The 23,073-nt window shown below is 73.8% G+C and carries 20 protein-coding genes; 8 read left to right on the forward strand and 12 right to left on the reverse strand.

What is annotated here, in order from left to right; genetic code table 11:
• Window positions 1-41: 41 nt before the first annotated feature.
• Both ACTFAP_RS00795 and ACTFAP_RS00800 read right to left on the reverse strand, forming a co-directional pair.
• Window positions 42-1,484, reverse strand: coding sequence for an RICIN domain-containing protein (locus ACTFAP_RS00795; RefSeq protein WP_500467954.1), 1,443 nt, complete (start codon window positions 1,482-1,484; stop codon window positions 42-44).
• Window positions 1,481-3,256, reverse strand: a complete 1,776-nt coding sequence (locus ACTFAP_RS00800; protein WP_500467955.1) for a family 43 glycosylhydrolase — start codon at window positions 3,254-3,256, stop codon at window positions 1,481-1,483. The genes ACTFAP_RS00795 and ACTFAP_RS00800 overlap by 4 nt, the downstream gene beginning before the upstream one ends.
• Window positions 3,257-3,390: 134 nt before the next feature.
• On the opposite strand from ACTFAP_RS00800, the gene ACTFAP_RS00805 reads away from it, so the two are divergent.
• Window positions 3,391-5,295: a glycoside hydrolase family 127 protein gene (locus tag ACTFAP_RS00805; protein WP_500467956.1), complete on the forward strand. Its 1,905-nt coding sequence runs from the start codon at window positions 3,391-3,393 to the stop codon at window positions 5,293-5,295.
• Between the two features lie 401 nt (window positions 5,296-5,696).
• Window positions 5,697-6,758 carry a LacI family DNA-binding transcriptional regulator gene (locus ACTFAP_RS00810; RefSeq protein WP_500467957.1) on the forward strand — a complete coding sequence of 354 codons (1,062 nt, stop codon included), beginning with the start codon at window positions 5,697-5,699 and terminating at the stop codon, window positions 6,756-6,758.
• Between the two features lie 52 nt (window positions 6,759-6,810).
• Here the strand turns inward: ACTFAP_RS00810 and xylA are convergent, their stop codons facing one another.
• On the reverse strand, window positions 6,811-7,983 hold the full coding sequence (xylA, locus tag ACTFAP_RS00815) for a xylose isomerase (protein WP_400011102.1): 1,173 nt from the start codon (window positions 7,981-7,983) through the stop codon (window positions 6,811-6,813).
• A gap of 123 nt (window positions 7,984-8,106) precedes the next feature.
• Here xylA and xylB point away from each other — a divergent pair, with 123 nt between their 5' ends.
• The 5 genes from xylB to ACTFAP_RS00840 all read left to right on the forward strand — a co-directional run bounded on the left by xylB (window position 8,107) and on the right by ACTFAP_RS00840 (window position 13,466).
• Complete coding sequence (gene xylB / locus ACTFAP_RS00820; protein ID WP_436982050.1) at window positions 8,107-9,540, forward strand: xylulokinase; 1,434 nt, start codon at window positions 8,107-8,109, stop codon at window positions 9,538-9,540.
• 154 nt (window positions 9,541-9,694) lie between these two features.
• Window positions 9,695-10,921 carry an ROK family transcriptional regulator gene (locus ACTFAP_RS00825; RefSeq protein ID WP_436982049.1) on the forward strand — a complete coding sequence of 409 codons (1,227 nt, stop codon included), beginning with the start codon at window positions 9,695-9,697 and terminating at the stop codon, window positions 10,919-10,921.
• A 142-nt stretch (window positions 10,922-11,063) separates the two neighbouring features.
• Window positions 11,064-11,744: a hypothetical protein gene (locus ACTFAP_RS00830; protein ID WP_500467958.1), complete on the forward strand. Its 681-nt coding sequence runs from the start codon at window positions 11,064-11,066 to the stop codon at window positions 11,742-11,744.
• Window positions 11,745-11,753: 9 nt separating this feature from the next.
• Complete coding sequence (locus ACTFAP_RS00835; RefSeq protein WP_390115444.1) at window positions 11,754-12,533, forward strand: bestrophin-like domain; 780 nt, start codon at window positions 11,754-11,756, stop codon at window positions 12,531-12,533.
• A gap of 114 nt (window positions 12,534-12,647) precedes the next feature.
• Complete coding sequence (locus ACTFAP_RS00840) at window positions 12,648-13,466, forward strand: SAM-dependent methyltransferase (RefSeq protein ID WP_030726708.1); 819 nt, start codon at window positions 12,648-12,650, stop codon at window positions 13,464-13,466.
• A 10-nt stretch (window positions 13,467-13,476) separates the two neighbouring features.
• Here the strand turns inward: ACTFAP_RS00840 and ACTFAP_RS00845 are convergent, their stop codons facing one another.
• From ACTFAP_RS00845 to ACTFAP_RS00855, 3 genes are read right to left on the reverse strand one after another with little or no spacing between them, the layout of a single operon-like run.
• Window positions 13,477-14,496: an MsnO8 family LLM class oxidoreductase gene (locus ACTFAP_RS00845; RefSeq protein ID WP_390115442.1), complete on the reverse strand. Its 1,020-nt coding sequence runs from the start codon at window positions 14,494-14,496 to the stop codon at window positions 13,477-13,479.
• A gap of 24 nt (window positions 14,497-14,520) precedes the next feature.
• The gene (locus tag ACTFAP_RS00850) at window positions 14,521-15,180 is read right to left on the reverse strand and encodes a response regulator (RefSeq protein WP_500467959.1); all 660 of its coding nucleotides are present in this window, start codon (window positions 15,178-15,180) and stop codon (window positions 14,521-14,523) included.
• Entirely contained in the window at window positions 15,177-16,301 is a 1,125-nt protein-coding gene (locus ACTFAP_RS00855) for a sensor histidine kinase (RefSeq protein WP_500467960.1), read from the reverse strand. Before ACTFAP_RS00855 ends, ACTFAP_RS00850 begins: the two co-directional genes overlap by 4 nt.
• A gap of 124 nt (window positions 16,302-16,425) precedes the next feature.
• Between ACTFAP_RS00855 and ACTFAP_RS00860 the strand changes: the two genes are divergently transcribed.
• The gene (locus ACTFAP_RS00860) at window positions 16,426-16,638 is read left to right on the forward strand and encodes a hypothetical protein (protein WP_390115438.1); all 213 of its coding nucleotides are present in this window, start codon (window positions 16,426-16,428) and stop codon (window positions 16,636-16,638) included.
• Here the strand turns inward: ACTFAP_RS00860 and ACTFAP_RS00865 are convergent.
• The 6 genes from ACTFAP_RS00865 to ACTFAP_RS00890 all read right to left on the reverse strand — a co-directional run bounded on the left by ACTFAP_RS00865 (window position 16,622) and on the right by ACTFAP_RS00890 (window position 22,988).
• A complete protein-coding gene (locus tag ACTFAP_RS00865; RefSeq protein WP_500467961.1) occupies window positions 16,622-17,329 on the reverse strand; it encodes an ABC transporter ATP-binding protein in 708 nt (235 codons plus the stop codon). The two genes, ACTFAP_RS00860 and ACTFAP_RS00865, sit on opposite strands and share 17 nt — an antisense overlap.
• Window positions 17,322-18,254 (reverse strand): ABC transporter ATP-binding protein, encoded by a 933-nt coding sequence (locus tag ACTFAP_RS00870; RefSeq protein WP_500469596.1) that lies wholly within the window; start codon window positions 18,252-18,254, stop codon window positions 17,322-17,324. The genes ACTFAP_RS00865 and ACTFAP_RS00870 overlap by 8 nt, the downstream gene beginning before the upstream one ends.
• 44 nt (window positions 18,255-18,298) lie before the next feature.
• Window positions 18,299-19,195: an ABC transporter permease gene (locus ACTFAP_RS00875; protein WP_500467962.1), complete on the reverse strand. Its 897-nt coding sequence runs from the start codon at window positions 19,193-19,195 to the stop codon at window positions 18,299-18,301.
• A gap of 7 nt (window positions 19,196-19,202) precedes the next feature.
• The gene (locus ACTFAP_RS00880; protein WP_390116113.1) at window positions 19,203-20,171 is read right to left on the reverse strand and encodes an ABC transporter permease; all 969 of its coding nucleotides are present in this window, start codon (window positions 20,169-20,171) and stop codon (window positions 19,203-19,205) included.
• 83 nt (window positions 20,172-20,254) lie between these two features.
• Complete coding sequence (locus ACTFAP_RS00885) at window positions 20,255-21,859, reverse strand: ABC transporter substrate-binding protein (RefSeq protein ID WP_451749381.1); 1,605 nt, start codon at window positions 21,857-21,859, stop codon at window positions 20,255-20,257.
• A 142-nt stretch (window positions 21,860-22,001) separates the two neighbouring features.
• Window positions 22,002-22,988 carry an acetylxylan esterase gene (locus ACTFAP_RS00890; protein WP_500467963.1) on the reverse strand — a complete coding sequence of 329 codons (987 nt, stop codon included), beginning with the start codon at window positions 22,986-22,988 and terminating at the stop codon, window positions 22,002-22,004.
• Between the last annotated feature and the right edge of the window lie 85 nt (window positions 22,989-23,073).

Below are 23,073 nucleotides of genomic sequence, written 5' to 3' on the forward strand. Positions count from 1 at the left end.
CCGTCGCGGGGAGGGAGGAGCGCCGCGGACCGCGTACCGGCTCACACCGTCGTGGTCCGCCACTGCTGGTGGCTGCCGGACCCGCACCCGTACTGGATCAGCCGGGCGTTGTCGGCGGTGGACTCGTCCGAGACGTCCAGGCACTTGCCGGAGTGCCGGGCGATCAGCTGGACATAGCCGCTCCCGGCGTCCGCGAGCCGCCACTGCTGGCTGCCCGCCCCCGAGCAGGCGGTCTGCACCACGGCCGCGCCGTCCGCCGTCGAACCACCGGAGGCGGCCAGACACAGCGAACTGTGCCGCGAGATCAGCTCGACGTACCCGCCGCCCGCGTCCCGGGTCCAGAAGCGCTGGTTGAGGCCGCTGTTGCAGGTGTACTGGATGGCCTGGGCCCCGACCGTCTGGGACTGGCTGGGGATGTCGACGCACTTCCCGGAGTGCCGGGCGGCCAGCGTCCGGTACGGTCCGCCCTCACCCCGCACCGTGCCCGCCGCGGTGTCGATGGTGAGCTGCGGCGACCAGCTCATGCCCAGGGTGCGGGAGGTGGGGAAGGTCAGCGGCAGCCACACGTAGCGGGAGTCGTTGACCCGGCCGCCGAAGGAGTTGCCCCAGCGGTCGCCCATGTAGAGGTAGGAGGTGCCGGCGGTGCCCTGGATGGTGAGCACGTAGGCGGTCTGGGAGTTGAAGGTGGTGGAGTCGCCGACGTTGGCCATCGCGCTCCACGGGCCCGCGAGCGAGGTGGCGGTGGCGTACTGCTGCTGGTTCGGGTTCCAGCCGGTGGCGCCGGAGGTCAGCATGAAATAGACGCCGTCGCGCTTGAAGAGGGCGGGTGCCTCGCGGTGGCCGCCGGGCCACGGGTTGGCGACCAGCGCGGCGATGCCGGTGTAGTCGGCGGTCAGCCGGTAGATGTGCAGGTCGTAGTTCTCGCGCGCTGCGGAGACCATGTAGCCGGTCCCGTCGTCGTCGACGAACGCGGTGATGTCGCGCGACATGTGGTCCAGCGGGCGGAAGCTGCCGCGCCAGGTGTAGTCGCCGTCCACCGTGTCGGAGACGGCCACCGCGGCGCGGGCCTCGGCGTAGTTCTGGTCGTTCTCCTTGTGCATCCACATCACGAACTGGCCGGTGGCCCGGTTGTGGATGACCTTGGGCCGCTCGATGTTGGCGGCCTGCAGCTCGGGGGCGGACGCCTGGGTGAGCACATGGTTGCGGAACTCCCAGTTCCGCAGGTCGGTGGAACGGTAGGCGGAGACGTAACGGAAACCGTTGCTGTTCTCCTGCCGGTTCTCCCCGAACCAGTAGTAGTAGCCGTCCACCTCGATGACCCCGCCGCCGTGCGCGTGCACGGGCCGGCCGTTGGGATCCGTGAACTGGGTGCCGTTGAGCACCGACACCGGGGCGGCCTGTGCCGGGGAGACCGTCAACAGCGAGAGCAGCAGCCCCAGGACGGCGGCGACCGACAGCCGCCACGCTCCGCGCGAGGTCCTCATATCTCCTCCCGCAGGACCGAGAAGTGCCGTACGGTGCCGGACAGTCCGGGCAGCTCGCGCGGGGCGCTCCAGGTGCGGAGCCCGTCATGGGTGTCGCTGTAGCGGTACGCGCCGTCCCGGTACGCGTCGTAGTACAGCCGCCAGCCGCCGCCGTCCAGCGGCACCAGCGCCGGGCCCTCGACCCAGCTGCCCCAGCCGGCCCAGTCGCCGGTGCCCTTCACGGTGTACGGGCCCCGCAGGGACGGGGCGGTGGCGTGCTCCAGATATTTGGTGGTCTCCTGCTTGGTGATCGCGTGATAGGTGCCGTCCACGCGGATCACACAGGTGTCGATGTAGTTGGACCCGTCAAGACCTGCCATCGGCTGCGGCTCCGTCCAGGAGGTCAGGCTCCCGCCGGTCGCGGTGAGCACGTGGGGGGTGAAGCGATGGTCCCCCGTGGTGTCCAGGGAGACGATCACATGGATGCTGCCGTCCTCGTCGCGGAAGAACTCCGGCGCCCAGGTGCGTGCCAGGCCCGGCACCCGCAGCCGGTGGTCACGCAGATGGCTCCAGCGCAGCCGGTCGGCGCTGCGCGCGAAGCCGATGGTGTCGCCCTCCCAGCCGGTGGTGTAGACGAGGTAGTAGTAGCCGTCGGTGTGCCGCAGCAGACTGGGGTCGCGCAGCAGCCCGGCGGGCGGGGCGTAACCGGGCCCGGGCAGCGGCTCGTAGTGCAGCGCGTCGGCGGACTCGGCGGTGAACAGGGCCGCCTCGCCGTGCTGGGTGAAGCCCGTCAGCGTGTACCGGGAGCCGGTCGGCGCTCCGGCGACCGGGAGCGGATCGGTGGGCCCGTCCGCGGCGGGCACCCCGAAGTCGGGCGTGCCGTCCGGGTGCCAGCCCAGCGGCTGGATCCGGGTGTGCCGGTTGGGGTCCTCCAGGGGATCGCCGGTGATGTCGCGGTAGGCGCGGGCGTGGTGGACGAGGATGTCGGTCGTGCCGTCCTCCGCGACCGTGAAGCTGTTGTGCCCGGGGCCGTACTGGCCCGTCTGTTCGCTGCTGCGGAACACCGGCACCGGGCTCTTCGTCCAGGAGGCCGCGTCCAGCAGATCGCTGCCGGCGTCGGCGGTGAGCAGCCCCACGCAGTAGTTGGCGTCGGTGGCGGCGGCCGAGTAGGTGAGGAACACCCGGCCGTTGCGGATGAGGACGGCGGGGCCCTCGTTCACCTTGAACCCGACGGTCTCCCAGTCCAGTTCGGGATGGCTGACCTCCAGCGGGGCGCCGGTGACCGACCACGGGGTGTCCATCGCGGCCAGGAACAGCGAGGTGTTGTTCTCCCGCTGCGGATGGTGCTGGGCCCACGCGAGGTAACGGGTGCCCCGGTGCTCGAAGGTGGTGGCGTCCAGCGAGAAGCTGTCCCAGGGGGTGCGCAGTTGACCCAGTTCGCTCCACACCCCGGTCAGCGGGTCGGGGGAGGCGTTGCGCAGCACGTACATGCGGATCGCCCACGGGTCCTCGGCACGCCCGGCGGCGAAGTAGAGGTACCAGGCCCCGTCGATGAAGTGGAGTTCGGGCGCCCAGATGTGGGAGCTCATCTCGCCGCTGGTGTGGCGTTTCCAGACGGTGTGTTCGCGCGCCGTGGACAGGCCCTGGAGCGTGTCGGCGTGGCGCAGCACGATGCGGTCGTACGCGGGCACGGTGGCGGTGAACCAGTAACGGCCGTCCGGGCGCCGCGTGATGTGCGGATCGGCGCGCTGCCGGATCAGGGGATTGGTGTACGACGGCGCATGGTGGGCCATGCCCGTTACGGTAAGCGCCGCACCGCCCGGGCGGGAGTCCTTCCGGGCCGCTGAGAACTTTCGAAAGAAACAGAAAGCGGACGTATGGCTGTTAATCTGCGCCGCAGTAAACGCTTGCGGAAAGGAAGTTCGGTATGACGGACGGCCCGATACGACTGACGCACGGCGCGCACTCCCGGCTGCGGCCGGCCGACGACGCCCGGATCACCGGGGGATTCTGGGCGGCGAGGCGGCGGACGAATGCCGCCGTCAGCATTCCGCAGGGCCCGGCGAAGCTGGAGGCGGCCGGAAATCTCGCCAATCTGCGGGCCGCGGCCGGTGCCACCGAGGCCGCTTTCACCGGGGATTTCCCGTTCCAGGACTCCGATGTGCACAAATGGCTCGAAGCGGCCTCCTGGCAGCTGGCGCACGGCCCGGACGGGGAACTGGAGCGGGAGGTGGACCGGTTGATCGCGCTGCTGGCCGCCGCGCAGGAACCCGACGGGTACCTCCAGACCTACTACCAGGTCAAGCACCCCGAACTCCGCTGGAAGGAACTGGACTGGGGCCACGAGCTGTACTGCGCGGGCCACCTCATCCAGGCCGCCGTCGCGCACCACCGGGCCACCGGACGCACCGCGCTGCTGGACGTGGCGCTGCGGTTCGCCGCACACATCGAGGCCACCTTCGGTGAGGGCCGGGCCGTGGACGCCGTGTGCGGGCACCCGGAGATCGAGACCGCCCTGGTGGAGCTGTACCGGGAGACCGGCGAGCGGCGCTGGCTCGACCTCGCCGCGTACTTCGTGGACCTGCGCGGCCACGGCTCGCTGGAGGCCGGCTTCCGGCGCGGCGGTGCGCCCACGCCGGGCTCCCCCTACTGGCAGGACCAGGTGCCGGTGCGCGAGGCGCGGACCGCCACCGGCCACGCCGTACGGCAGCTGTACCTGCTGGCCGGTGCCGCCGATCTGGCCACCGAGACCGGGGAGGCGGAACTGCGGGACGCCCTGGCGCGGCTGTGGACGGTGACGGCGGGCGGCAAGACGTATCTGACCGGCGGGGTCGGTGCCCGCCACGAGGGCGAGGCGTTCGGCGACGCCTACGAACTGCCGCCGGACCGGGCGTACGCGGAGACCTGCGCCGCGATCGCCTCCGTCCAGTTCAGCTGGCGGATGGCGCTGCTGACGGGTGAGGCCCGCTACTCGGACCTGATCGAACGCACGCTGTACAACGGCTTCCTGTCCGGGGTGGGCCTGGACGGGGAGCACTGGCTGTACGTCAACCCGCTCCAGGTGCGCGAGGAGTACGAGTTCCGGCCCGGCGACCACACGGCGCGCCGTACGCCGTGGTTCCGGTGCGCCTGCTGTCCGCCCAATGCGATGCGGCTGCTCGCCTCGCTGCCGCACTACATGGCCAGCGGCGACGGCACGGGCCTGCAACTGCACCAGTACGCGGCCGGTACGTACACGGCGGGCGGCGGCACGGTGACGGTGGCCGGTGACTATCCGTGGCAGGGGCGGATCGCGATCACGGTGGACGAGGCACCGGCCGGCACCTGGACGCTGGCGCTGCGCGTCCCGCCGTGGGCGGACCGCGTCCGGCTGGACGGCCGGACGCTGGAGCGGCCGGACACCGGCTGGCTGCGACTGGAGCGGGCCTGGTCGGCCGGGGAGCGGGTGGTACTGGAGCTGCCCCTGGAGGTCCGCCTCACCCGGCCGGATCCACGCGTCGACGCGGTGCGCGGCACGCTCGCCCTGGAGCGGGGGCCGCTGGTGTACTGCCTGGAGCAGACCGACCTGCCGCCGGGAGTCCGCCTGGACGCGCTGACCCTGGATCCGGCGATCACCCCCGGGACCGAACACCGGCCGGAACTGCTGGGCGGCGTCACGGTCCTGACGGCGGGCGGCCGGGCCCGCACCGCCGGAGACCGGGAGGGCTGGTGGCCCTACGCAGCGGACGCGCCGGAACCGGCGGGCGAACCGGTGGAACTGACGGCGGTGCCGTACTACGCCTGGGCCAACCGCGCGGACGGCGCGATGCGGGTGTGGATACCACGGGCGTGACGGGCACGCCGGGGGAACGGCGGTGAGGGCCCGGGGCGCCTCCGTTTTCGGGATCCCGGCCGATCCGGCAGCCGCACCAGAGGACCGCCGGGCAGGCTCTGGTGGACGGTTGCAGGGTGAATGCGGCGACCGCCGCGAAGGCGGCGCGAACCAGTGCCATCGAGGCCTTTGAGGGGCGCCCCTGAGGGGGCCGCCTGCGATAAAGCGGGGCGACTGTCCGGGATTTCGGGCAGTGGTTTTCGAAAGCCGTTCGTCGTGGCCGCGCCGCCTCGTCGGGCTCTTCCCAGGCCGGTGGGTCGCCATTACCGTGGGAAGCGCTTGCTGCCAGGTCAATGCGCCGACCGGTGCACCCGGGAGAGTCGAAATTTTCGCCGGACGGGGCCGGGAGAGTAGGAGTTCGCATGGTCCGTCCCGCAGCGACGGCCGCAGGGCCGACACTCGCCGTGATCGCCAGGGAGGCGGGGGTGTCGGTGCCCACGGCCTCCAAGGTCGCCAACGGGCGTGAGGACGTCTCCCCCGAGACCCGGCGCCGGGTCACCGAGGTGCTGGACCGGCTGGGTTATGTGCGCCGGCCCCGGTTCACCGCCGGACGGCCCCCGGCGCTGGTCGATCTGGTGATGCATCAGCTGGATTCGCCGTGGTCGGGCGCGGTGCTGCACGGGGTGGAGGAGGCCGCGCACGAGGCCGGGGTGTCCGTGGTGGTCTCGGCCGCGCTGACCAGGACGCGCGGCGGCCGTCCCGAGCGCGGCTGGCTCGACCGGCTGCGCGCCAGGGGGTCGGCCGGGGTGCTGTTCAACCTGGCCGAGCTGAGCACGGCCCAGTACTCCTGGCTGGACCGGCACGGCATCCCGTTCGTGATGATCGACCCCGTACTCGAACCCCCGCCCGGGGTTCCCTCGGTGGGCGCCACCAACTGGCAGGGCGGGGTGAGTGCCACCGAGCATCTGATCGCCCTGGGGCACCGGCGGATCGCGGTGATCGGCGGCTTCCGGCGCAAGCAGTGCAGCACGGCCCGGATGGCGGGCTACCGTTCGGCGATGGCGGCGGCCGGGCTGCCGGTGCCGGCGGAGTACGTGGGGTACGGGGGGTTCTCCGAGGAAGGCGCCCGGCGGGAGACGGAACGGCTGCTGGCGCTGCCCGAGCCGCCGACCGCCGTGTTCACCTGCTCCGATCCGATGGGGCTCGGCGCGGTCCAGGCGCTGGCCGCACGCGGGGTGCGGGTGCCGCGCGACATGAGCGTGGTGTCCTTCGACGATCTGCCGCAGGCCCGCTGGGCCAGTCCGGGGCTCACCACGGTGCGCCAGCCGCTGGCCGAGATGGCGGGCACCGCGCTGCGGCTGCTGCTGCGGATGATGGCGGGCGAGCGGCCGGAAGGGGTGTGTACCGAGCTGTCCACCCGCCTGGTGCTGCGCGATTCCACCGCACCGCCCCGCACCCGGGCCGCCACCGGGGCACCGGCCTGACCGCCGTACCGGCCCTCCACGGGCGGGTACGGCGGCCGGGCGGGCGCCGGGGTCAGCCGCGGACGCCCAGCAGGTGGTCCATCGCCAGCTGGTCCAGGGCCTCGAACGCCATGCCGCGCTCGGCGGCGGCGGTCGCGTCGAACTCCTCGAAGGCGCTCTTGTCGGCCAGCAGCGCGGCCGGGGTCTCCCCCGGCTCCAGCGTGGGCCTGGCCAGCTCGTCCAGACGCGAGGCGCGCAGCGCCTCGGCGACCTCCGGGTCGGCGCGGAAGGCGGCGGCCCGGTCCTTGAGGATCAGGTAGTTGCGCATGCAGCCGGCGGCCGAGGCCCACACGCCGGAGATGTCCTCGGTGCGCGGCGGCTTGAAGTCGAAGTGCCGCGGGCCGGTGTAGTCGGACCGCTCCAGCAGGTCGACGAGCCAGAACGCGGCGCGGGTGTCGCCGGCGCCGAACCGCAGGTCCTGGTCGTACCTGGTGCCGTGCTGGCCGTTGAGGTCGATGTGGTAGAGCTTGCCCGCCCACAGCGCCTGGGCGATGCCGTGCGGGAAGTTGAGCCCGGCCATCTGCTCGTGGCCGACCTCGGGGTTGACGCCGAACAGCTCGGGGCGCTCCAGGCGCTCGATGAACGCGAGGGCGTGGCCGACGGTGGGCAGCAGGATGTCGCCGCGCGGCTCGTTGGGCTTGGGCTCGATGGCGAACCGCAGGTCGTAGCCCTGCTCGGTGACGTAGTCGCCGAGCAGGTCGAAGGCCTCCTTCATCCGGTCCAGGGCGTCGCGGACGTCCTTGGCCCCGCCGGACTCGGCGCCTTCCCGGCCGCCCCAGGCGACGTAGGTCTGAGCGCCCAGTTCGACGGCGAGGTCGATGTTGCGGATGGTCTTGCGCAGGGCGTAGCGGCGCACGTCGCGGTCGTTGGCCGTGAAGCCGCCGTCCTTGAAGACGGGGTGGGTGAAGAGGTTGGTGGTGGCCATCGGGACCTTCATCCCGGTGGTCTCCAGAGCGGCCTTGAAGCGCTTGATGATGGCGTCGCGCTCGGCCTCGGTGGCGTCGAAGGGGATGAGGTCGTTGTCGTGGAAGGTCACGCCGTGCGCGCCCAGCTCGGCGAGCCGGTGGACGGACTCGACCGGGTCCAGGGCGGGGCGGGTGGCGTCACCGAACGGGTCGTTGCCGCGCCAGCCGACGGTCCACAGACCGAAGGTGAACCTGTCGTCGGGGGTGGGCTGGTAAGACATCGCGGCTCCTCGGCGTGTGCTGCGGCTATTCGTCATGTCCGTTGACAAATTAGTATGCCCCTGCCCCGGAGTGGAAGCCCCCCGGCCGCCACCGTCGGCGCCGGGCGACGGAAGGACGCGATCATGGCCGCACCCGATGGACCCCTCGTGGTGGGCGTGGATTCCTCCACGCAGTCCACCAAGGCGCTGGTGGTGGACGCCGCCACCGGCACGGTGGTGGCGCGCGGCCAGGCGCCGCACGTGGTGACCGCAGAGGGCGACAGCGACCCCGAGCAGTGGTGGCAGGCGCTGGGCGAGGCCCTGGACCAGTGCGGTCCGGTGGTACGGGAGGCCGCGGCGGTCTCGGTGGCCGGGCAGCAGCACGGCCTGGTGACGCTGGACGCGGACGGCCTCCCGGTGCGCAACGCGCTGCTGTGGAACGACACCCGTTCTGCTCCGCAGCGCGACCGGCTGGTCGAGGAACTGGGCGGGGCGGCCTGGTGGGCGGAGCGCACCGGCAGCGTGCCGGCCACCTCGTTCACGGCCACCAAGTGGGCCTGGCTGCGCGAGCACGAGCCGCGGGCGGCGGCCGCCACCCGGGCGGTGCGGCTGCCGCACGACTATCTGACCGGACGGCTGACCGGGCAGGGCGTGAACGGTGGCACCACCGATCGCGGTGACGCCTCCGGCAGCGGCTGGTGGTCCTCGGCGAGCGAGTCCTACGACGCGGAGATCCTGTCCCACATCGGCCTGGACGCCGCCGCGCTGCCCCGCGTGGTGGCGGCCGGTGAGCCGGCGGGGACGGTGCGGGCCGGTCTGCCGCTGCCCGAGGGCATCCTGGTGGCGGGCGGCACCGGCGACAACATGGCGGGCGCGCTGGGGCTCGGCCTGGCGCCCGGGCAGCCGGTCCTGAGCCTGGGCACCTCGGGCACGGTGTACGCGGTCTCCGAACGGCGGCCGGCGGACGGCAGTGGCGTGGTGGCCGGGTTCGCGGACGCGGGGCGGCACTGGCTGCCGCTGGCCTGCACGCTCAACTGCACGGTGGCGGTGGACCGGTTCGCGGCCCTGCTGGGCCGCGAACGCGAGGCGGTCGAGAGCGGCGGCGAGGCCGTGGTGCTGCCGTTCCTCGACGGTGAGCGCACCCCGGACCTGCCGTACGCGAGCGGGCTGCTGACCGGCCTGCGGCACGACACGAGCGGCGGCCAGGTGTTGCAGGCGGCCTACGACGGGGCGGTGTTCGCCCTCCTGGAGGCGCTGGACCGGGTCCTGGACGAGGACGCCGACCCGGCGGCGCCGATCCTGCTGATCGGTGGCGGGGCGCGCGGGGTGGCCTGGCGCGAGACGGTACGCCGGCTGTCCGGGCGTCCGGTCGTCGTCCCCCGGGCCCAGGAACTGGTCGCCCTGGGCGCGGCGGCCCAGGCGGCGGGCCTGCTGCTGGGCCGCGAGGCGTCGGCGGTGGCCCGGGAGTGGGACACGGCGCAGGGCCCGGCGTACGCGGCGGTGGAGCGCGACGAGGCGGCACTGGAGCGGCTGTCGGCGACGCTGCGCGACGCGGCCCCGCTGCTGGGCCGCCCTTGAGCGGCACCGGGAGCGGCGGGGGCGGGGCGGCGGGCGTCCGCGGCGGCTCGCCGCCCGTTCCGGCCGCCCGGGTCCCGCGTGGCAGCGGGGGCCGCCCGCAGGCCGCGTTCGCCGCCGCGCTCCGCCATCCGTCGGTCCCGGCCCAGGAGGTCCGTTGACGCCCAGATCCCCGCAGTCCCAGGCGCAGTTGCGGCAGCACAACCTCTCGCGGGTGCTGCACTCCCTCGCCGACCGGGGAGCGCTGTCGCGCGCGGAAGTGGCCGGGCGGATCGGGCTGACCAGGGCGGCGGTGTCCACGCTGGTGGACGAGTTGCTGCGCGGCGGTCTGCTCAGCGAGCGCGGTCCCGGCCGGTCCGGGTCGGTGGGCCGCCCGGGCAGCCAACTCCTGCTCGCGAACCGGGGACCGTGCGGCTTCGGGGCCGAGATCGGGGTCGATCATCTGACCGTGTGCGCGATGGATCTGCGCGGTACGGTACGGGCCCGCCTGGAGCGGCGGCTGCGGCCGGCGGGCGGCGATCCGGTGCCGGTGCTGGCCGAACTGGCCACGCTGCTGGAGGCGCTGGCCGCCGAGGCCGACGCGCTCGGCCTGTGGCCGGCGGGGCTGGCGGTGGCCGTGCCGGGGCTGGTGGCCCGGGGCACCGCGACCGTCACCCGGGCGCCCAACCTGGGGTGGAGCGAGGTGGATCTCGCGCCGCTGCTGCCGTCGGGACCGTTCCCGCTGATGGTCGACAACGAGGCCAACTACGGGGCGCTGGCGGAGCTGTGGGGGGATCCGGGCGCGGAGGGGCCCGGCAGCTTCGTCCATGTGTCCGCCCGGATCGGGATCGGGGCGGCGATCGTGGTCGACGGGGCCGTGCTGCGCGGCGCGCACGGTTTCGCGGGCGAGTTGGGCCATGTCCCGGTGCGGCCCGGCGGGCCGCTGTGCTCGTGCGGCGCCCGGGGCTGTCTGGAGACCTATGCCGGAGAGGCGGCGCTGTTGCGCGCCGCGGGGCTGGACCTGCGGGGCGATCCCGGGGAGCGTACCGGTGAACTGGCCGACCGCTGCACGGCGCAGGACCCGGCCGCGCTGCGGGCGGTGCGGCAGGCGGGTACGGCACTGGGCATCGCGCTGTCGGGGGCGGTCAATCTGCTGGATCCGCAGCGGGTGGTGATCGGCGGTTCGCTGGCGCGGCTCACACCCTGGCTGTTGCCGCCGGTCCGCCGGGAACTGGCGCGCCGCACCATGCTGACGGCGGGGGGCCGTACCACCGAGACGCCGGTGACCGGCTCGCTGATCGGTCCGGCGGGGCCGCTGTTGGGGGCGGCACGCAGCGCGGTGCGGGGCGCGCTGGACACGCCCGCCCGGCTGCTGGCGCCGCCCGGGAGCGGCCCGATGGCCTGACGGGGCGGCGTTCGGAGGCAGTTCGGGGTCGCGTGAGCGTGCCGCGCCGCATCATGCGCCCCTGAACCGTTTTTCATCACATCAGGCGAAAACATGGTCTCGGCCGTGCGACGTCGCGGACGTCCCGCGCACAATCGCCCCCGTGACCACTGGGCAGCAAGTGCGACGCGGCGCGGTCGGCGTCGGGTGCGCGTTCCTCGTGCTGGCCGCCGCCTCGGGGGCGGCCGCCAGGACACCGGGGCCGGAGCCGTTCGGCCCCGGTTCCGATCTCAGCCTGACCATCGAGGCGGACGGCCCCGGCGGCTCCGCCTCCGTGGTGATCCGGGCCGGCGGTCGCTGCGGGTGCTCCTCGGTGTCGGTGAGCGCGTCGCGCGGCGGCTCGTCCGTGGTGATCTCCGACGGGATCTGTGTCCCGCCCGAGCCTCCGGAGCCCCCCGAGCCACCGACGCCGCCCGTGCCGGAGCCGCCCCCGTCACCCGAGCCCCCCGAACCGGTGCCGCCACCGGCGCCCGAGCCGGAACCGGAGCCCGAGCCGGAGCCCGTTCCCCCGGCGCCGCCGGCCCCCGAACCGCCCCCGGCGACCGAGCCGCCGCCGGCGCCCGAGCCGGAGCCGGCACCCCAGCCGGCCCCCGAGCCCGAGCCCGAACCCGATCCGGAACCCAAGCCGGTGCAGATCGTCGCCGGGCCGCCCCCGGCCGGCCCGGAGCGGCCCGACCACGGCATGCCGATGACGACCCGCACCCTGCTCATCCTCGCCCCCGCCGTGCTGGCCGCCGCGATCCTTCGCCCGCGGACCAGGCCGGGTGCGCGCGGCACCTCCTAGGAGACCCGATTGTCCGACTGGCTGATTCTTCTGCTCCTGATCATCGCCACCTGCGCGGTGATCTTCGTGATCGTGCAGCTGCGGCACCGCCGCACGAGCGTCGGCGACCAGGTGGCCGATCCGACCGAAACCCCGGACGTCATCGAGTACATGACGATGATGGTGGGCGTGGTGTACGCCATCGTGCTCGGCCTGGCCATCGCCGGCGTCTGGGAGGAGCGCGGCGCGGCCGAGGAGTGGGTGCGCCAGGAGGCCCAGGCGCTGCACGAACTCGGCGAGCGCGCCCAGGCGTTCCCCGCCGCGAGCCAGGAGGGCGTACGGGAGTCCGTGGAGGCGTACGTCGGTTACACGGTCGACGAGGAGTGGCCGTACATGATCGACAACGAGGGGCTGAGCGAGGAGGGCGATCTGCTGTTCGCCGCGGTGCGGCAGAGCGTGGCCGCACTGGAGCCGTTCACCGCGCCGGAGAGCTACGCGTACGAGGGCATGCACCATCAGCTGGCGACCGCCTCGGAGGCCCGCACCTCCCGGGGGATGAGCGCGGAGTCCACGCTGCCGGGCGTGGTGTGGCTGGGGCTGATCACCGGGGCCGTCGTGGTGGTGGGGATGCTGTTCGCGCTCCAGATCCGGCGCACCGGGCGCGAGTTGCTGCTGGCGGGGCTCTTCAGCGCGCTGATCGTGTTCCTGCTGTATCTCATCTGGCATTTCGACGCGCCGTTCGCCCGCGGGCTCTCCGACTCGACGGAGGCGTTCCGCACCCTCTTCCCGCAGGTGCTCCCCGATGAGTAACTCTCTTCGCTTTTCGTGTACTTGACATGATGTCGGCTTAGCTCGGGGCACCTTAGCGGGGCTGGTGGGGCGCGGTTAGTCTGACCCGCACGTGCTGAGGGATGGAGAACCGCGATGTCACACGAGAACACCGCCTCCGAGCAGGGCAAGTCCACTTTCATCGATACCAGCAAGCCGAGCATCGCACGGGTGTACGACGCTGTTCTCGGTGGCAAGGACCATTACGACGTCGACCGTGTCGTCGCCGACCAGGTGCGGGTCACCATGCCGCACATCGGCGACGTGGGTCAGTACAACCGGCAGATCCTGGGCCGGATCGTCCGGTACCTGGCCGCCGAGGCCGGCATACGCCAGTTCATCGACCTCGGCGCGGGGCTGCCGACCCTGGAGAACACCCACCAGGTGGCGCAGCGGCACGCCCCCGACGCGCGCGTGGTCTACGTCGACAACGACCCGATCGTGCTCGCCCACGGTCAGGCGCTGCTCCAGGTCGATGACCAGACGGCCGTGGTCACGGCGGACCTGCGCGATCCGCAGGGGGTGCTCGGCCACCCCGACGTGCGGCGGCTGATCGACTTCTCGCAGCCGGTCGGGGTGCTGCTGATCGGCATCCTGCACCACCTGCACGACGACGAGGACCCCAAGGGAATCGTCCAGTCGTACATGTCGGCGGTGCCGTCCGGCAGTTACCTGGCCATCACCTGCTTCAGCGACACGGGCCCGGAGGCCCGCGCCGTGGAGGAGACGATGCTGGAGTTCCTGGGCACCGGCCGGTTCCGCACGATGGCGGAGATCGAGGACTACTTCGAGGGGTACGACCTCCAGGAGCCCGGTGTGGTGGCCCTGCCGCAGTGGCGCCCCGAGCAGCCGGTCGACGAGCCGCTGAGCGTGGCGCAGCGGCTGATGAGCGGCGGCATCGCGTACAAGAAGTAGGCCCGCGGGTTCAGGCCGCGCCGCCGGGCAGACCGGCGAGCGCGGCCAGCCGGCGGTAGGAGTCGACGCGGTCGGCCGGGTCGTGGGTGTTGAGCGTGACCAGCACCTCGTCCGCGCCGGTCCGCGCGATCAGCGCGTCGAGCCGGGCGGCCATCGCGGGCCCGTCCCCGTACAGCTGACCGGCCCTGGACTGCTCCACATAGCCGCGCTCACGCTCGGTCATCGAGCGGGCGGCGATCTCCCGGGGCGGGTCCAGCGGCGGGAAGACCCCGTCGATCCGGGAGCGGGCGGTGGCCCACGCCTCGGGGAGCTGGAGCAGTGCCGCCGCCTCGTGCGTCGCGGCGACGGCGGCGTTGACGGCGAGCAGGACGTACGGCCGCGGCTGCTGGGCGGAGGGCCGGAAACCGGCCCGGTAGCGCTCCAGCGCGGCCACGGTCCGGTCGGTGTCGGCATGCAGGGCCATCACCACGGGCAGCCCGTGGGCGGCGGCGATCTCCGCGCCGGAACCGACCGCCAGCAGATGGGCCGGGACGCGCAGCCCCTGGGAGGGCATCGCGGTCAGGGCCGTACCGCCGGTGGGCCGCTCCCCGAAATAGCTCATCAGCTCGGTGAGTTGCTCGTCGAAGCGGTCGGCAGCCGACTTGTCGACACCGAGGGCGCGGCGGACCGGCCCGGTGAAGCCGACCGAGCGGCCGAGCCCCATGTCGATGCGGCCGGGGAAGAGCGCCTCCAGCACGCCGAACTGCTCGGCGACCACCAGCGGCCGGTGGTTGGGGAGCATCACCCCGCCCGTTCCGACCCTGATGCGGGAGGTGGCCGCCGCCACGGCCGCGGCCAGCACGGTGGGCGCGGAGCCGGCGATGCCCGGCACCGCGTGGTGTTCCGCGACCCAGAACCGCCGGTAGCCCAGCCGTTCGATCTCCGCCGCGAACTCCACCGTCTCCCGCAGCGCCCCGGCGGCGCTCTGCCCCCGCCTGATGAGCGCCCGGTCCAGCACCGACCAGCGCACCGTCCTCGTTGTCGCATCCACACCAGGTGCAACAGCGGCGGGCGCTCAGGATTCCCGGTCGATGAGGCCGGCGTCCTGGGCGAGCAGCGCGATCTGCACCCGGTTGTTCAGCTCCAGCTTGGTGAGGACGCGGGAGACGTACGCCTTGACGGTGGGGACGCTCAGGTACAGGGCGGCGGCGATCTCGGCGTTGGACAGTCCGCGGCCGACCGCAATGGCGACCTCCCGTTCGCGCTCCGCGAGGGACTCCAGCCGGCGGCGGGCGCGGCGGGTGTCCCGTCCGGCGCTGGTGAGGGTGCCGATCAGCCGCCGGGTGACGGCCGGGGAGAGCACCGGGTCACCGGCCGCGACCCGGCGTACCGCCTCGACGATCTCGGCGGGCGGGGTGTCCTTGAGGACGTAGCCGGCCGCCCCGGCGCGCAGCGCCCGCAGCACCTGGTCGTCGGCGTGGAAGGTGGTCAGCACCACCACCTCGGGCGCGGCGGGCGCGGCGCGCAGCGCCTCGGTGGCGGTGAGCCCGTCCGTCCCCGGCATCCTGATGTCCATCAGCACCACGTCGGGCGCCAGCCGCGCCACCAGCGCGCCGACCTCCGCGCCGTCCGCCGCCTCCCCCACCACCCGCAGGTCGGGGGCGGCGCCGAGCATCAGCCGCAGCCCGGCACGGACCAGCGGATCGTCGTCCACGAGGAGCACCCGGATCGTCATGGGGGCCACGGTAGCCAGGCGTGCAGCCGGAAGTGTCCCCGGTCCCGCCCGGCCTCGATCCGGCCGCCCGCGAGCGCCACGCGTTCGCGCAGTCCGCTCAGGCCGCGCCCCGATCCCGGGATCAGCCGGGCGCCGGGGCGTTGCGGGGCACCGAGCGGGTTGCGGATCTCGACGGTGACGCCGGTGCCGCGAGCGCCGTCCACCGTGATGGTGGTCTCGGCGCCGGGGGCGTGCTTGCGGGCGTTGGTGAGCCCTTCCTGGACGATCCGGTACACCGTGCGTCCGGTGTTCTCCGGCAGCGCGTCGGCGTCGGATGGGGCCAGCCGCTGGTCCAGGGTGACGCGGGCACCGGCCAGCCGGGACTCCTCGGCCAGCCGCGGCAGTTCGCGGTGGGTGGGCTGCGGGCGGGCGCCGTCGGTGCCCGGCTCCTCCCCCGGGGCGGCGCGCAGCACGCCGATGACGTCGCGCAACTCCTCCAGGGCCTGGTGGGCGGATGACCGGATCACCCCGGCGGCCCGCTGCACGTCCTGCGGTGAGGCCCCGGCGGCGTACTCCAGGGCGCCCGCGTGCACGCTGAGCAGCGAGAGCCGGTGGGCGAGGACGTCGTGCATCTCGCGGGCGATGGCCTCCCGGGTGGCGCGCTGGGCCTGCTCGTAGAGGGTGGCGACCAGCCGGCGCCGGTACCGTACGGTCATCCCCCAGCTGATGACGGCGGTCATCGCCACCAGCGAGGCGACGACGACCAGTTCGTCCGGGACCTGGGACTCGGGGCGCAGCGTCAGCCCGACCGGCCGCAGGAGGAGGTGGATGCCGACCAGCAGGGCCACCGCCCTGGGCCGGCAGTGCACGGCGGCGGTGAACAGCGCCACCCACAGCGGCCCGCCCATGAAGTGCGAGAAGGTGCTCAGCACGACGAGGGCCAGGGCGAGCACGAAGGGGTGGCGGCGGCGCAGCCACAGGGCGGCGCAGGCCCCGGCGGCCGCGATCTGGTCGAGGACCAGCAGCCAGTGCGGCTGGCGCACCTCGCCGAAGAGCACCCCGGAGGTGAGCACGGAGAAGCAGGCGGCGACGGCGATGGCGGTGATGTCGACGATCCAGTCGCGTCTGCTGCGGGTGACCATGCTCCGACCGTAGCGGGCGGGCCGGGGCGGCCGGCGGGGCCGCCGGGAGTGCGGTACCGAAGTCGGGCCGGGATATACCTTCGGCGGCTGCCCGTCAGCGGTGGCCGGGGTGAGGCTGGTGGGCATGAGGAGTCTGCCGGGGGCCGTGGGCGTGCTGCTGGTGCTGAACGGGGCGGCCGGGCTGGCCCATGAGGCGAGCGGCCGGTACGGGGCGTGGTCGCTGGTGCACCGGGTCGCCGGGCCGCTGGAGGGGATGGAGATCTTCGCGAACCTCGTGCTGATCGTGCTGGGGGTCGCGGTGTGCGCGGGCGCGGGGCGGATCAGAGGGCCGGGGTGAGCGGGAGCGGGAAGTCCTCGACCCGGTCGCACCAGCGTCGCAGCAGCACCCGGTCGTGGCCGACCGCGAGCAGCGCGGCTCCGGTCTCGCGCCGGTAGTCCTCGACGACGGCCACCAGCGCGGCGGTGGTGGAGGCGTCCAGCATGGCGGTCATCTCGTCGCAGATCAGCAGGGCGGGGCGCAGGACCAGTGCGCGGGCCAGGCAGGCGCGCTGGAGTTGTCCGTCGCTGACCTGGTGCGGGTGGCGGTGCAGCAGTTCGGTGCCGAGTCCGGTGGCGTCGGCGAGGGCGGCGACGCGCTCGGGCAGCGCGGCGGTGTCGGCGGTGGCGCGCAGCGGTTCGGCGATCAGGTCGTGGAGGGTGAGACGGGGGTCGGCGGCCTGGCGGGGCTGCTGGAAGACGACGCCGACGCGGGTGCGCAGGGCACGCGGGGCGCGGTGCCGGAAGCCGGTGGCCGGCTGTCCGGCCAGGTGCACGGTGCCGGAGCTGGGGCGGTGCAGCAGGGCGGCGACGCGGGCCAGGGTGGACTTGCCGCAGCCGGAGGGCCCGAGCAGGCCCACCGCCTCGCCGTCCGCGACCCGCAGCGAGATGTCGCGGACGACCGGGGGGCGGCGCTCGTAGCCGGCGGTGATCGCGGTGAGGTCGAGCGCGGGCACGGGTACGGCGGGGGTCGGTGCCGTGGGGTCAGACATCGGCGGGCTCCGGGAGGTGGTGGCAGGCCGTGCCCTCGATCAGCTCGGGCTGTTCGGCGCACAGGGCGGTGGCACGGGCGCAGCGCGGGGCGAAGGCGCAGCCCGCGGGCAGGGCGTCGAGTCCCGGGGGCTGCCCCGGGATGGGGGTGAAGTCCCGTTCGGGCAGGGCGCCCAGCAGCCCGGCGGCGTACGGGTGGCGGGGACCGGGCGCGCCGAAGAAGCCGGCGGCCGGGGTGAGTTCGACGATGCGGCCGGCGTACATGACGGCGACCCGGTCGGCGACGCGTTCGGCGGCGGCCAGGTCGTGGGTGATGACGAGCAGGCCGCGTCCGTCGTCGGTGTGGCGGCGCAGTTCGCCGACGGTGCGGGCGACGAGGTCGCGGTCGAGCCCCGTGGTGGGTTCGTCCGCGATGAGCAGCGGGGCGTCACCGACCAGGGCGAGGGCGGTGGCGGCGCGCTGGGCGAGGCCGCCGGAGAGCTGGTGCGGGTAGCGGTCGAGGTGGTCGGCGGGGAAGGCGGCGCGGCTGGCCGCTGCCTCGGTGGCGGCGGCGAGGGCGGCGCCACGGGTGCCGTGCAGCGCGCGGATGGTCTCGCGCAGGTGGGAGCGCACGGTGCGCACCGGGGTGAGGTGGGCGGCCGGGCTCTGCGGCACCAGGCCCAGCCGGCGGCCCCGGACCGTACGGGCGAGGGTGCGCTCGTCGGCGGCCAGCAGGTCCAGCGGCCGGGCACCGCTCCCGTGGGCCGCCGTGTCCGGGGCGAGGAGGGCGCTGCCACGGGTGCGGGCGTTGCCGGGCAGCAGTCCCAGGAGGGCGCCGGCGAGAACGGATTTGCCGCAGCCGCTCTCCCCCACCAGGGCCAGGCACTCCCCGGCGGCGAGGTCGAAGGAGACGTCGTCGACGGCGGCGATGTGCGCTCCGCCGGGCATCAGGAAGCGCACCGACAGCCGGCGTACGGACAGCAGAGGGGTGGTCACAGCACCAGCTCCGATCGGCGGCGCGGGTTGATCCGCTCCCGCCACACGCCGGCCAGTCCGGCGATGGCGAGGGTGGGCACGATGATGAACAGCCCCGGGAAGAGGGTGGGCCACCACTCCCCGGTGAGCAGGGAACCACGGGCGCCGTTGATCATGGTGCCCAGGCTCGCCTGGTGGGCGGGGATGCCCAGGCCGAGGAAGGACAGCGCGGATTCGTGCCAGATGGCGTGCGGCACCATCAGCACGGCGGCGAGCCCGGCCTGGGGCAGGACGGCGGGCACCAGGTGGCGGCGGGCGACCCGCGTCCGGGAGGCGCCGCCGGAGATGGCCGCGTCGATGTAGGGGCGCGAGCGCAGCGACAGCACTTCGGCCCGCACGATGCGGGCGGTGGAGACCCAGTGGGTGAGGCCCACCGAGGCGATCACGGGCCAGACGCCGGGGCGGAACATCGCGACGATGAAGATGCCCATCAGCAGGTGCGGCACGGCGGTGAAGGTGTCCACGGCGCGCATCACGAGGCGGTCGGTGCGCCCGCCGAGGGCTCCGGCGGCGGCGCCGACGAGCAGGCCGAGCACCGAGGCGACGAGGGCGGCGGTGATGCCGACCAGCAGGGAGACACGCAGTCCGTGGACGGAGCGCAGCAGGATGTCGCGGCCCACGTCGTCGGTGCCGAAGGGGTGGTCGGCGGAGGGGGCGAGCAACTTGGCGGTCAGGTCCACGGCCTGCTGGTCGAGCGGGGCGAACAGCGGGACGAGCAGGGCGGCCGCGCCCGCGGCGGTGGCCAGGACGGCGGCGGACCAGACGCGTACGGTGCGGGTGCCGCGCCGCCGGGCGGCGGCGGCCGGTTCACGCCAGGGGAGGTCGGCGGGGGCCTCGGTGGGGGTGTCGGTCATGGCGGGGTCACATCTCGTCGTGGTCGACGCGCGGGTCGGCCAGCCCGTACAGGAGGTCGGCGAGCAGGTTCCCGGCCAGGACGGCGAGCGCGGAGATCACGGTGAGCGCGGCCAGCAGCGGGAAGTCGGTGGCGGTGGCGGCCCGTACGGTGGCCGAGGCCATGCCGGGCCAGCTGAAGACGGTCTCCACCAGCAGGGCGCCGGTGATGAGTTCGGGCACCCGGGTGCCGATGAGGGTGAGGACGGGGAGCAGTCCGGAGCGCAGGGCGTGGCCGAGCAGCACGGTGCGTTCGCCGATGCCGCGGGCGCGGGCGCCGCGTACCGGGTCCTCGCCGAGCGCGTCCAGGACGCCCTGCCGGGTGTAGAGGACGAACCAGGGCAGTTGGGAGATGGCGAGCACGGCGACGGGCAGCGCCAGGTGACGGGCGACGGCGCCCGCGGTGACCGTGTCCGAGCCGGTGTCGGTGAGGCCGCCGGCCGGCAGCACGCCGAGCTGGAGGGCGAAGAACCAGATGGCGAGGAGCGCGAGCCAGAAGGGCGGCGCGGCCTGCAGCACGTAGCTGAGGGAGCTGACGCAGCGGTCCAGGACGGAGCCGGGGCGGCGGGCGGCGAGGACGCCGAGCGCGGTGCCCAGGGTGAGGGAGATGACGAACGCGGTGCCGCACAGCAGCAGGGACCAGCCGGCGCGTTCGGCGATGACCTGGGTGACGGGCTGGCGCAGGGTCAGGGACTGGCCGAGGTCGCCGGTGAGGGCGGAGCGCAGCCAGGCCCACCACTGTTCGGCGAAGCCGCCGGAGGCGGCGAGGTTCGCGCGCAGGGTGTCGAGGGTGTCCTGGGAGGCGCCGAGGGCGTCGGAGCCGACGTACTGGCGTACCGGGTCGAAGGGCGAGGCGGCGGCGACGGCGAACATGCCGAGCGTGACCACGGCGAGGACCGGGACGGCGGCCAGCGCGCGGCGGCCGGCGAGCCGGGCCATGGCGGCCCAGGGCGGCCCGGAACGGCCCGGGTCCGTACCGCGCGCGCGGCCGGTACGGGCCCGGGCCCGGGTGGTGGCGGTGGTCACGGACGGATCGTCCATTCCTCGACGTTCCACCAGGGGCCGTGGCCGAGTCCGTGGTCGTGCGGTTCGACCTGGGTGGTGACGTTCTCCCAGGCGTCCTTCATCACGTACATGTGGTCGATGTGCGTGAGGAAGGTGTAGCCGGGGTCAGCGGCGAACTCGCGCTGTACGGCGTCGTAGGCGGCGGCCCGTTCGGCGGGGTCGGCGCTGCGGCGGCCGAGGTCGAGCTGTTCGTCGACGGCGGGGTTGTCGTAGTGGCCCATGTTGTTCCAGCCGTCGCCGGCCAGTGAGGAGGCGAGCAGGCCGTACAGCTCGAAGTCGGGGTCGGCGGGGTCGCCGCCGCCGGAGAGCACGGCGTCGGTGGCCAGGCGGCCCTCGATGACCTCCCAGGAACCGGACTCGACGGTGACGTCGACGCCGATCTCCCTGGCGTCCGAGGCGTAGGCGAGGGCGTGCTCCTGGCGCAGCCGGTCGCCGGCCGGGTACCACAGGGTGAAGGCGGCGCGCTGTCCGTCCCTGGCGCGGATGCCGTCACCGCCCGCTTCCCAGCCGGCCTCCGCCAGCAGCCGGGCTGCGGCCTCGGGGTCGTACGGGCGCTCGGTGCCCTGCGCGAACCAGTCGCTGGCGGTGGGGACCGGGCCGTACGCGGCGTGGCCGGCCCCGGTGAGGATGCTGTCGACCATCAGGTCGCGGTTGGCGGCCAGGTCGAGGGCGCGGCGGATGTCGCGGTCGCCGGTGACGGGGTGCCCGGTGGGCAGGGTGACGGCACGGAAGTCGGCGCTCTCGGCCTGGAGGGTGGTGAGGCCGGGCTCGCCGTCGAAGGTGGCGGCGAGGTTGGGGGGCAGGACGGCGGCGTCGAGGTCCCCGGTGCGCAGCCGGGTGGCGCGGACGTCGTCGTCGGGGATGACGGCCATGGTGAGCCGGGTGATGTCGGGTGCGCCGCCCCAGTAGTCGGGGTTCGCCTCGAAGGTGAGGCGTTCGCCCCTGGTCCAGCCGGTCAGCAGGTAGGGGCCGGTGCCGATGGGCTCGGTGTTGTACGGGCCGGTGTTGATGTCCTGGCCGGCGGCGGCGTGGGCGGCGGCGATGGGCAGGACGGTGCGCTCGGCGAAGGGCGCGTAGGGGTAGCCGAGGGTGAAGACGACGGTGTGCTCGTCGGTGGCCTCGACGCTCTCCACGGCGTCGAGTTCGTCCTTGTTGGGGTTGAGGGTGGTGTCGTCGAGGATGGTCTCGTAGGTGAAGACGACGTCCTCGGCGGTGAAGGGCTCGCCGTCGCTGAAGGTGATGTCCTCGCGCAGCGGATAGGTGTAGGTGAGTCCGTCGTCGCTGACCTCGGGGAGGGTGGCGGCGAGGGCCGGCCGGAGGTCCATTCCGGCGTCGCGGCGCAGCAGGCCGTCGAAGATCTTGGAGTTCCCGTCCTTGCCGTAGCCGAGCAACGGGCTGAGGGTGTCGGGCTCGTTCGCGATGCCGACGACCAGGGAGTCCGCGCCGCCCGGGGCTCCGTCGTCGCCGTTGTCGCCTTCGGAGGGGGTGGAGCAGGCGGCGAGCGCCAGCAGTGAGCCGGCGGCGAGTGCCGCGACCGCCGTACGTACGGTCCTGGCCGTCATGTGCACCTTCTTCTGATCACCAGACGCTCTTGCAAAACGTTCGCAATTAAATCGCATGGGCAGGAGACGGGGAAGGGCGAGCCGGGTGACGGACATGACACCGCCCCCGGTGGATGGCCGGGGGCGGTGGGGGGAAAAGGGATCAGCTCAGGGTCGCGCCACCGAGCCCCCGGGCCTTGAGCCAGCGCAGTTGCTCGACCGGCTGCGAGGCCCGGCCGCCCGCGTGGTCGCCGAACTGCCAGACGGTGATGTCCTTTTCGCCGGCGTAGCGGTTGTAGGCGGCGAAGACGGTGGAGGGCGGGCAGACCGGGTCCATCAGGGCCACGCTGAACAGGGTGGGCGCACTGGCACGCGGGGCAAAGTGCAGCCCGTCGAAGTAGTTGAGGGTGCGGAAGGCCCGGTCCGGGTTCTCCCGCTGGTGGACCCCGAGGTAGTCCGCTATCTCGGGGTAGGGACCGGCGCTGGCGGTGTCGGCGGAGCGCCGGTAGTGGCACAGGAACGGCACGTCGACCAGCGCCGCCGCCACCGCGTCGCCGGACAGCCCGGCGGTGGACAGGGCGAGCCCGCCGCCCTGACTGCCCCCGGCCACGATGACGCGGGCCGGGTCGATGGCCGGGTGCTCGCGCAGCGCGTCGACCGCGCGGACGCAGTCGGTCATGATCCGGCGGTAGTAGTAGTGCTCCGGATCCTCGATACCGCGGGTCATGAAGCCCCTGACGCGCTGCGGGAAGGGCACCGGGTCCGGGTCGGGAGTGTCATGACCCTGGCCGCGGCTGTCCACGATCAGGTGCGCGTACCCGGCGGCGCTCCACAGCAGGTGCTCGGTGTGCAAACCGCGCCCGCCGCTGTACCCGATGTACTGCACCACCGCGGGCAGCGGCCCCTGCGCGCCGCGCGGCAGCAGCAGCCAGGCGGCGATGGGCTGGCCGCCCCAGCCGGGGAACCGCACGTCGAAGACGTCGACGGCGGCCAGCGGCGAGTCGGCGACCGGGGTGTAGGTGGCGGGCTGCCCGGCGGCGGCGCGCGCGGTGGCCAGGGTCTTGGCCCAGAAGTCGTCGAAGTCGGCGGGGGCCGGCACCTCGGGACGGTACTCGCGCAGCTCATCGAGCGGGAGATCGGTCAGCGGCATCAGGGTCCTCGTTTTCTCGCGGGTTAAGCGCTTACCAAGGGAGAAGCCAAGCCGCAGTTCCCGCCGTGGTCAACGGGTGGATGAT

Source organism: Streptomyces sp. PH9007, assembly GCF_059813725.1.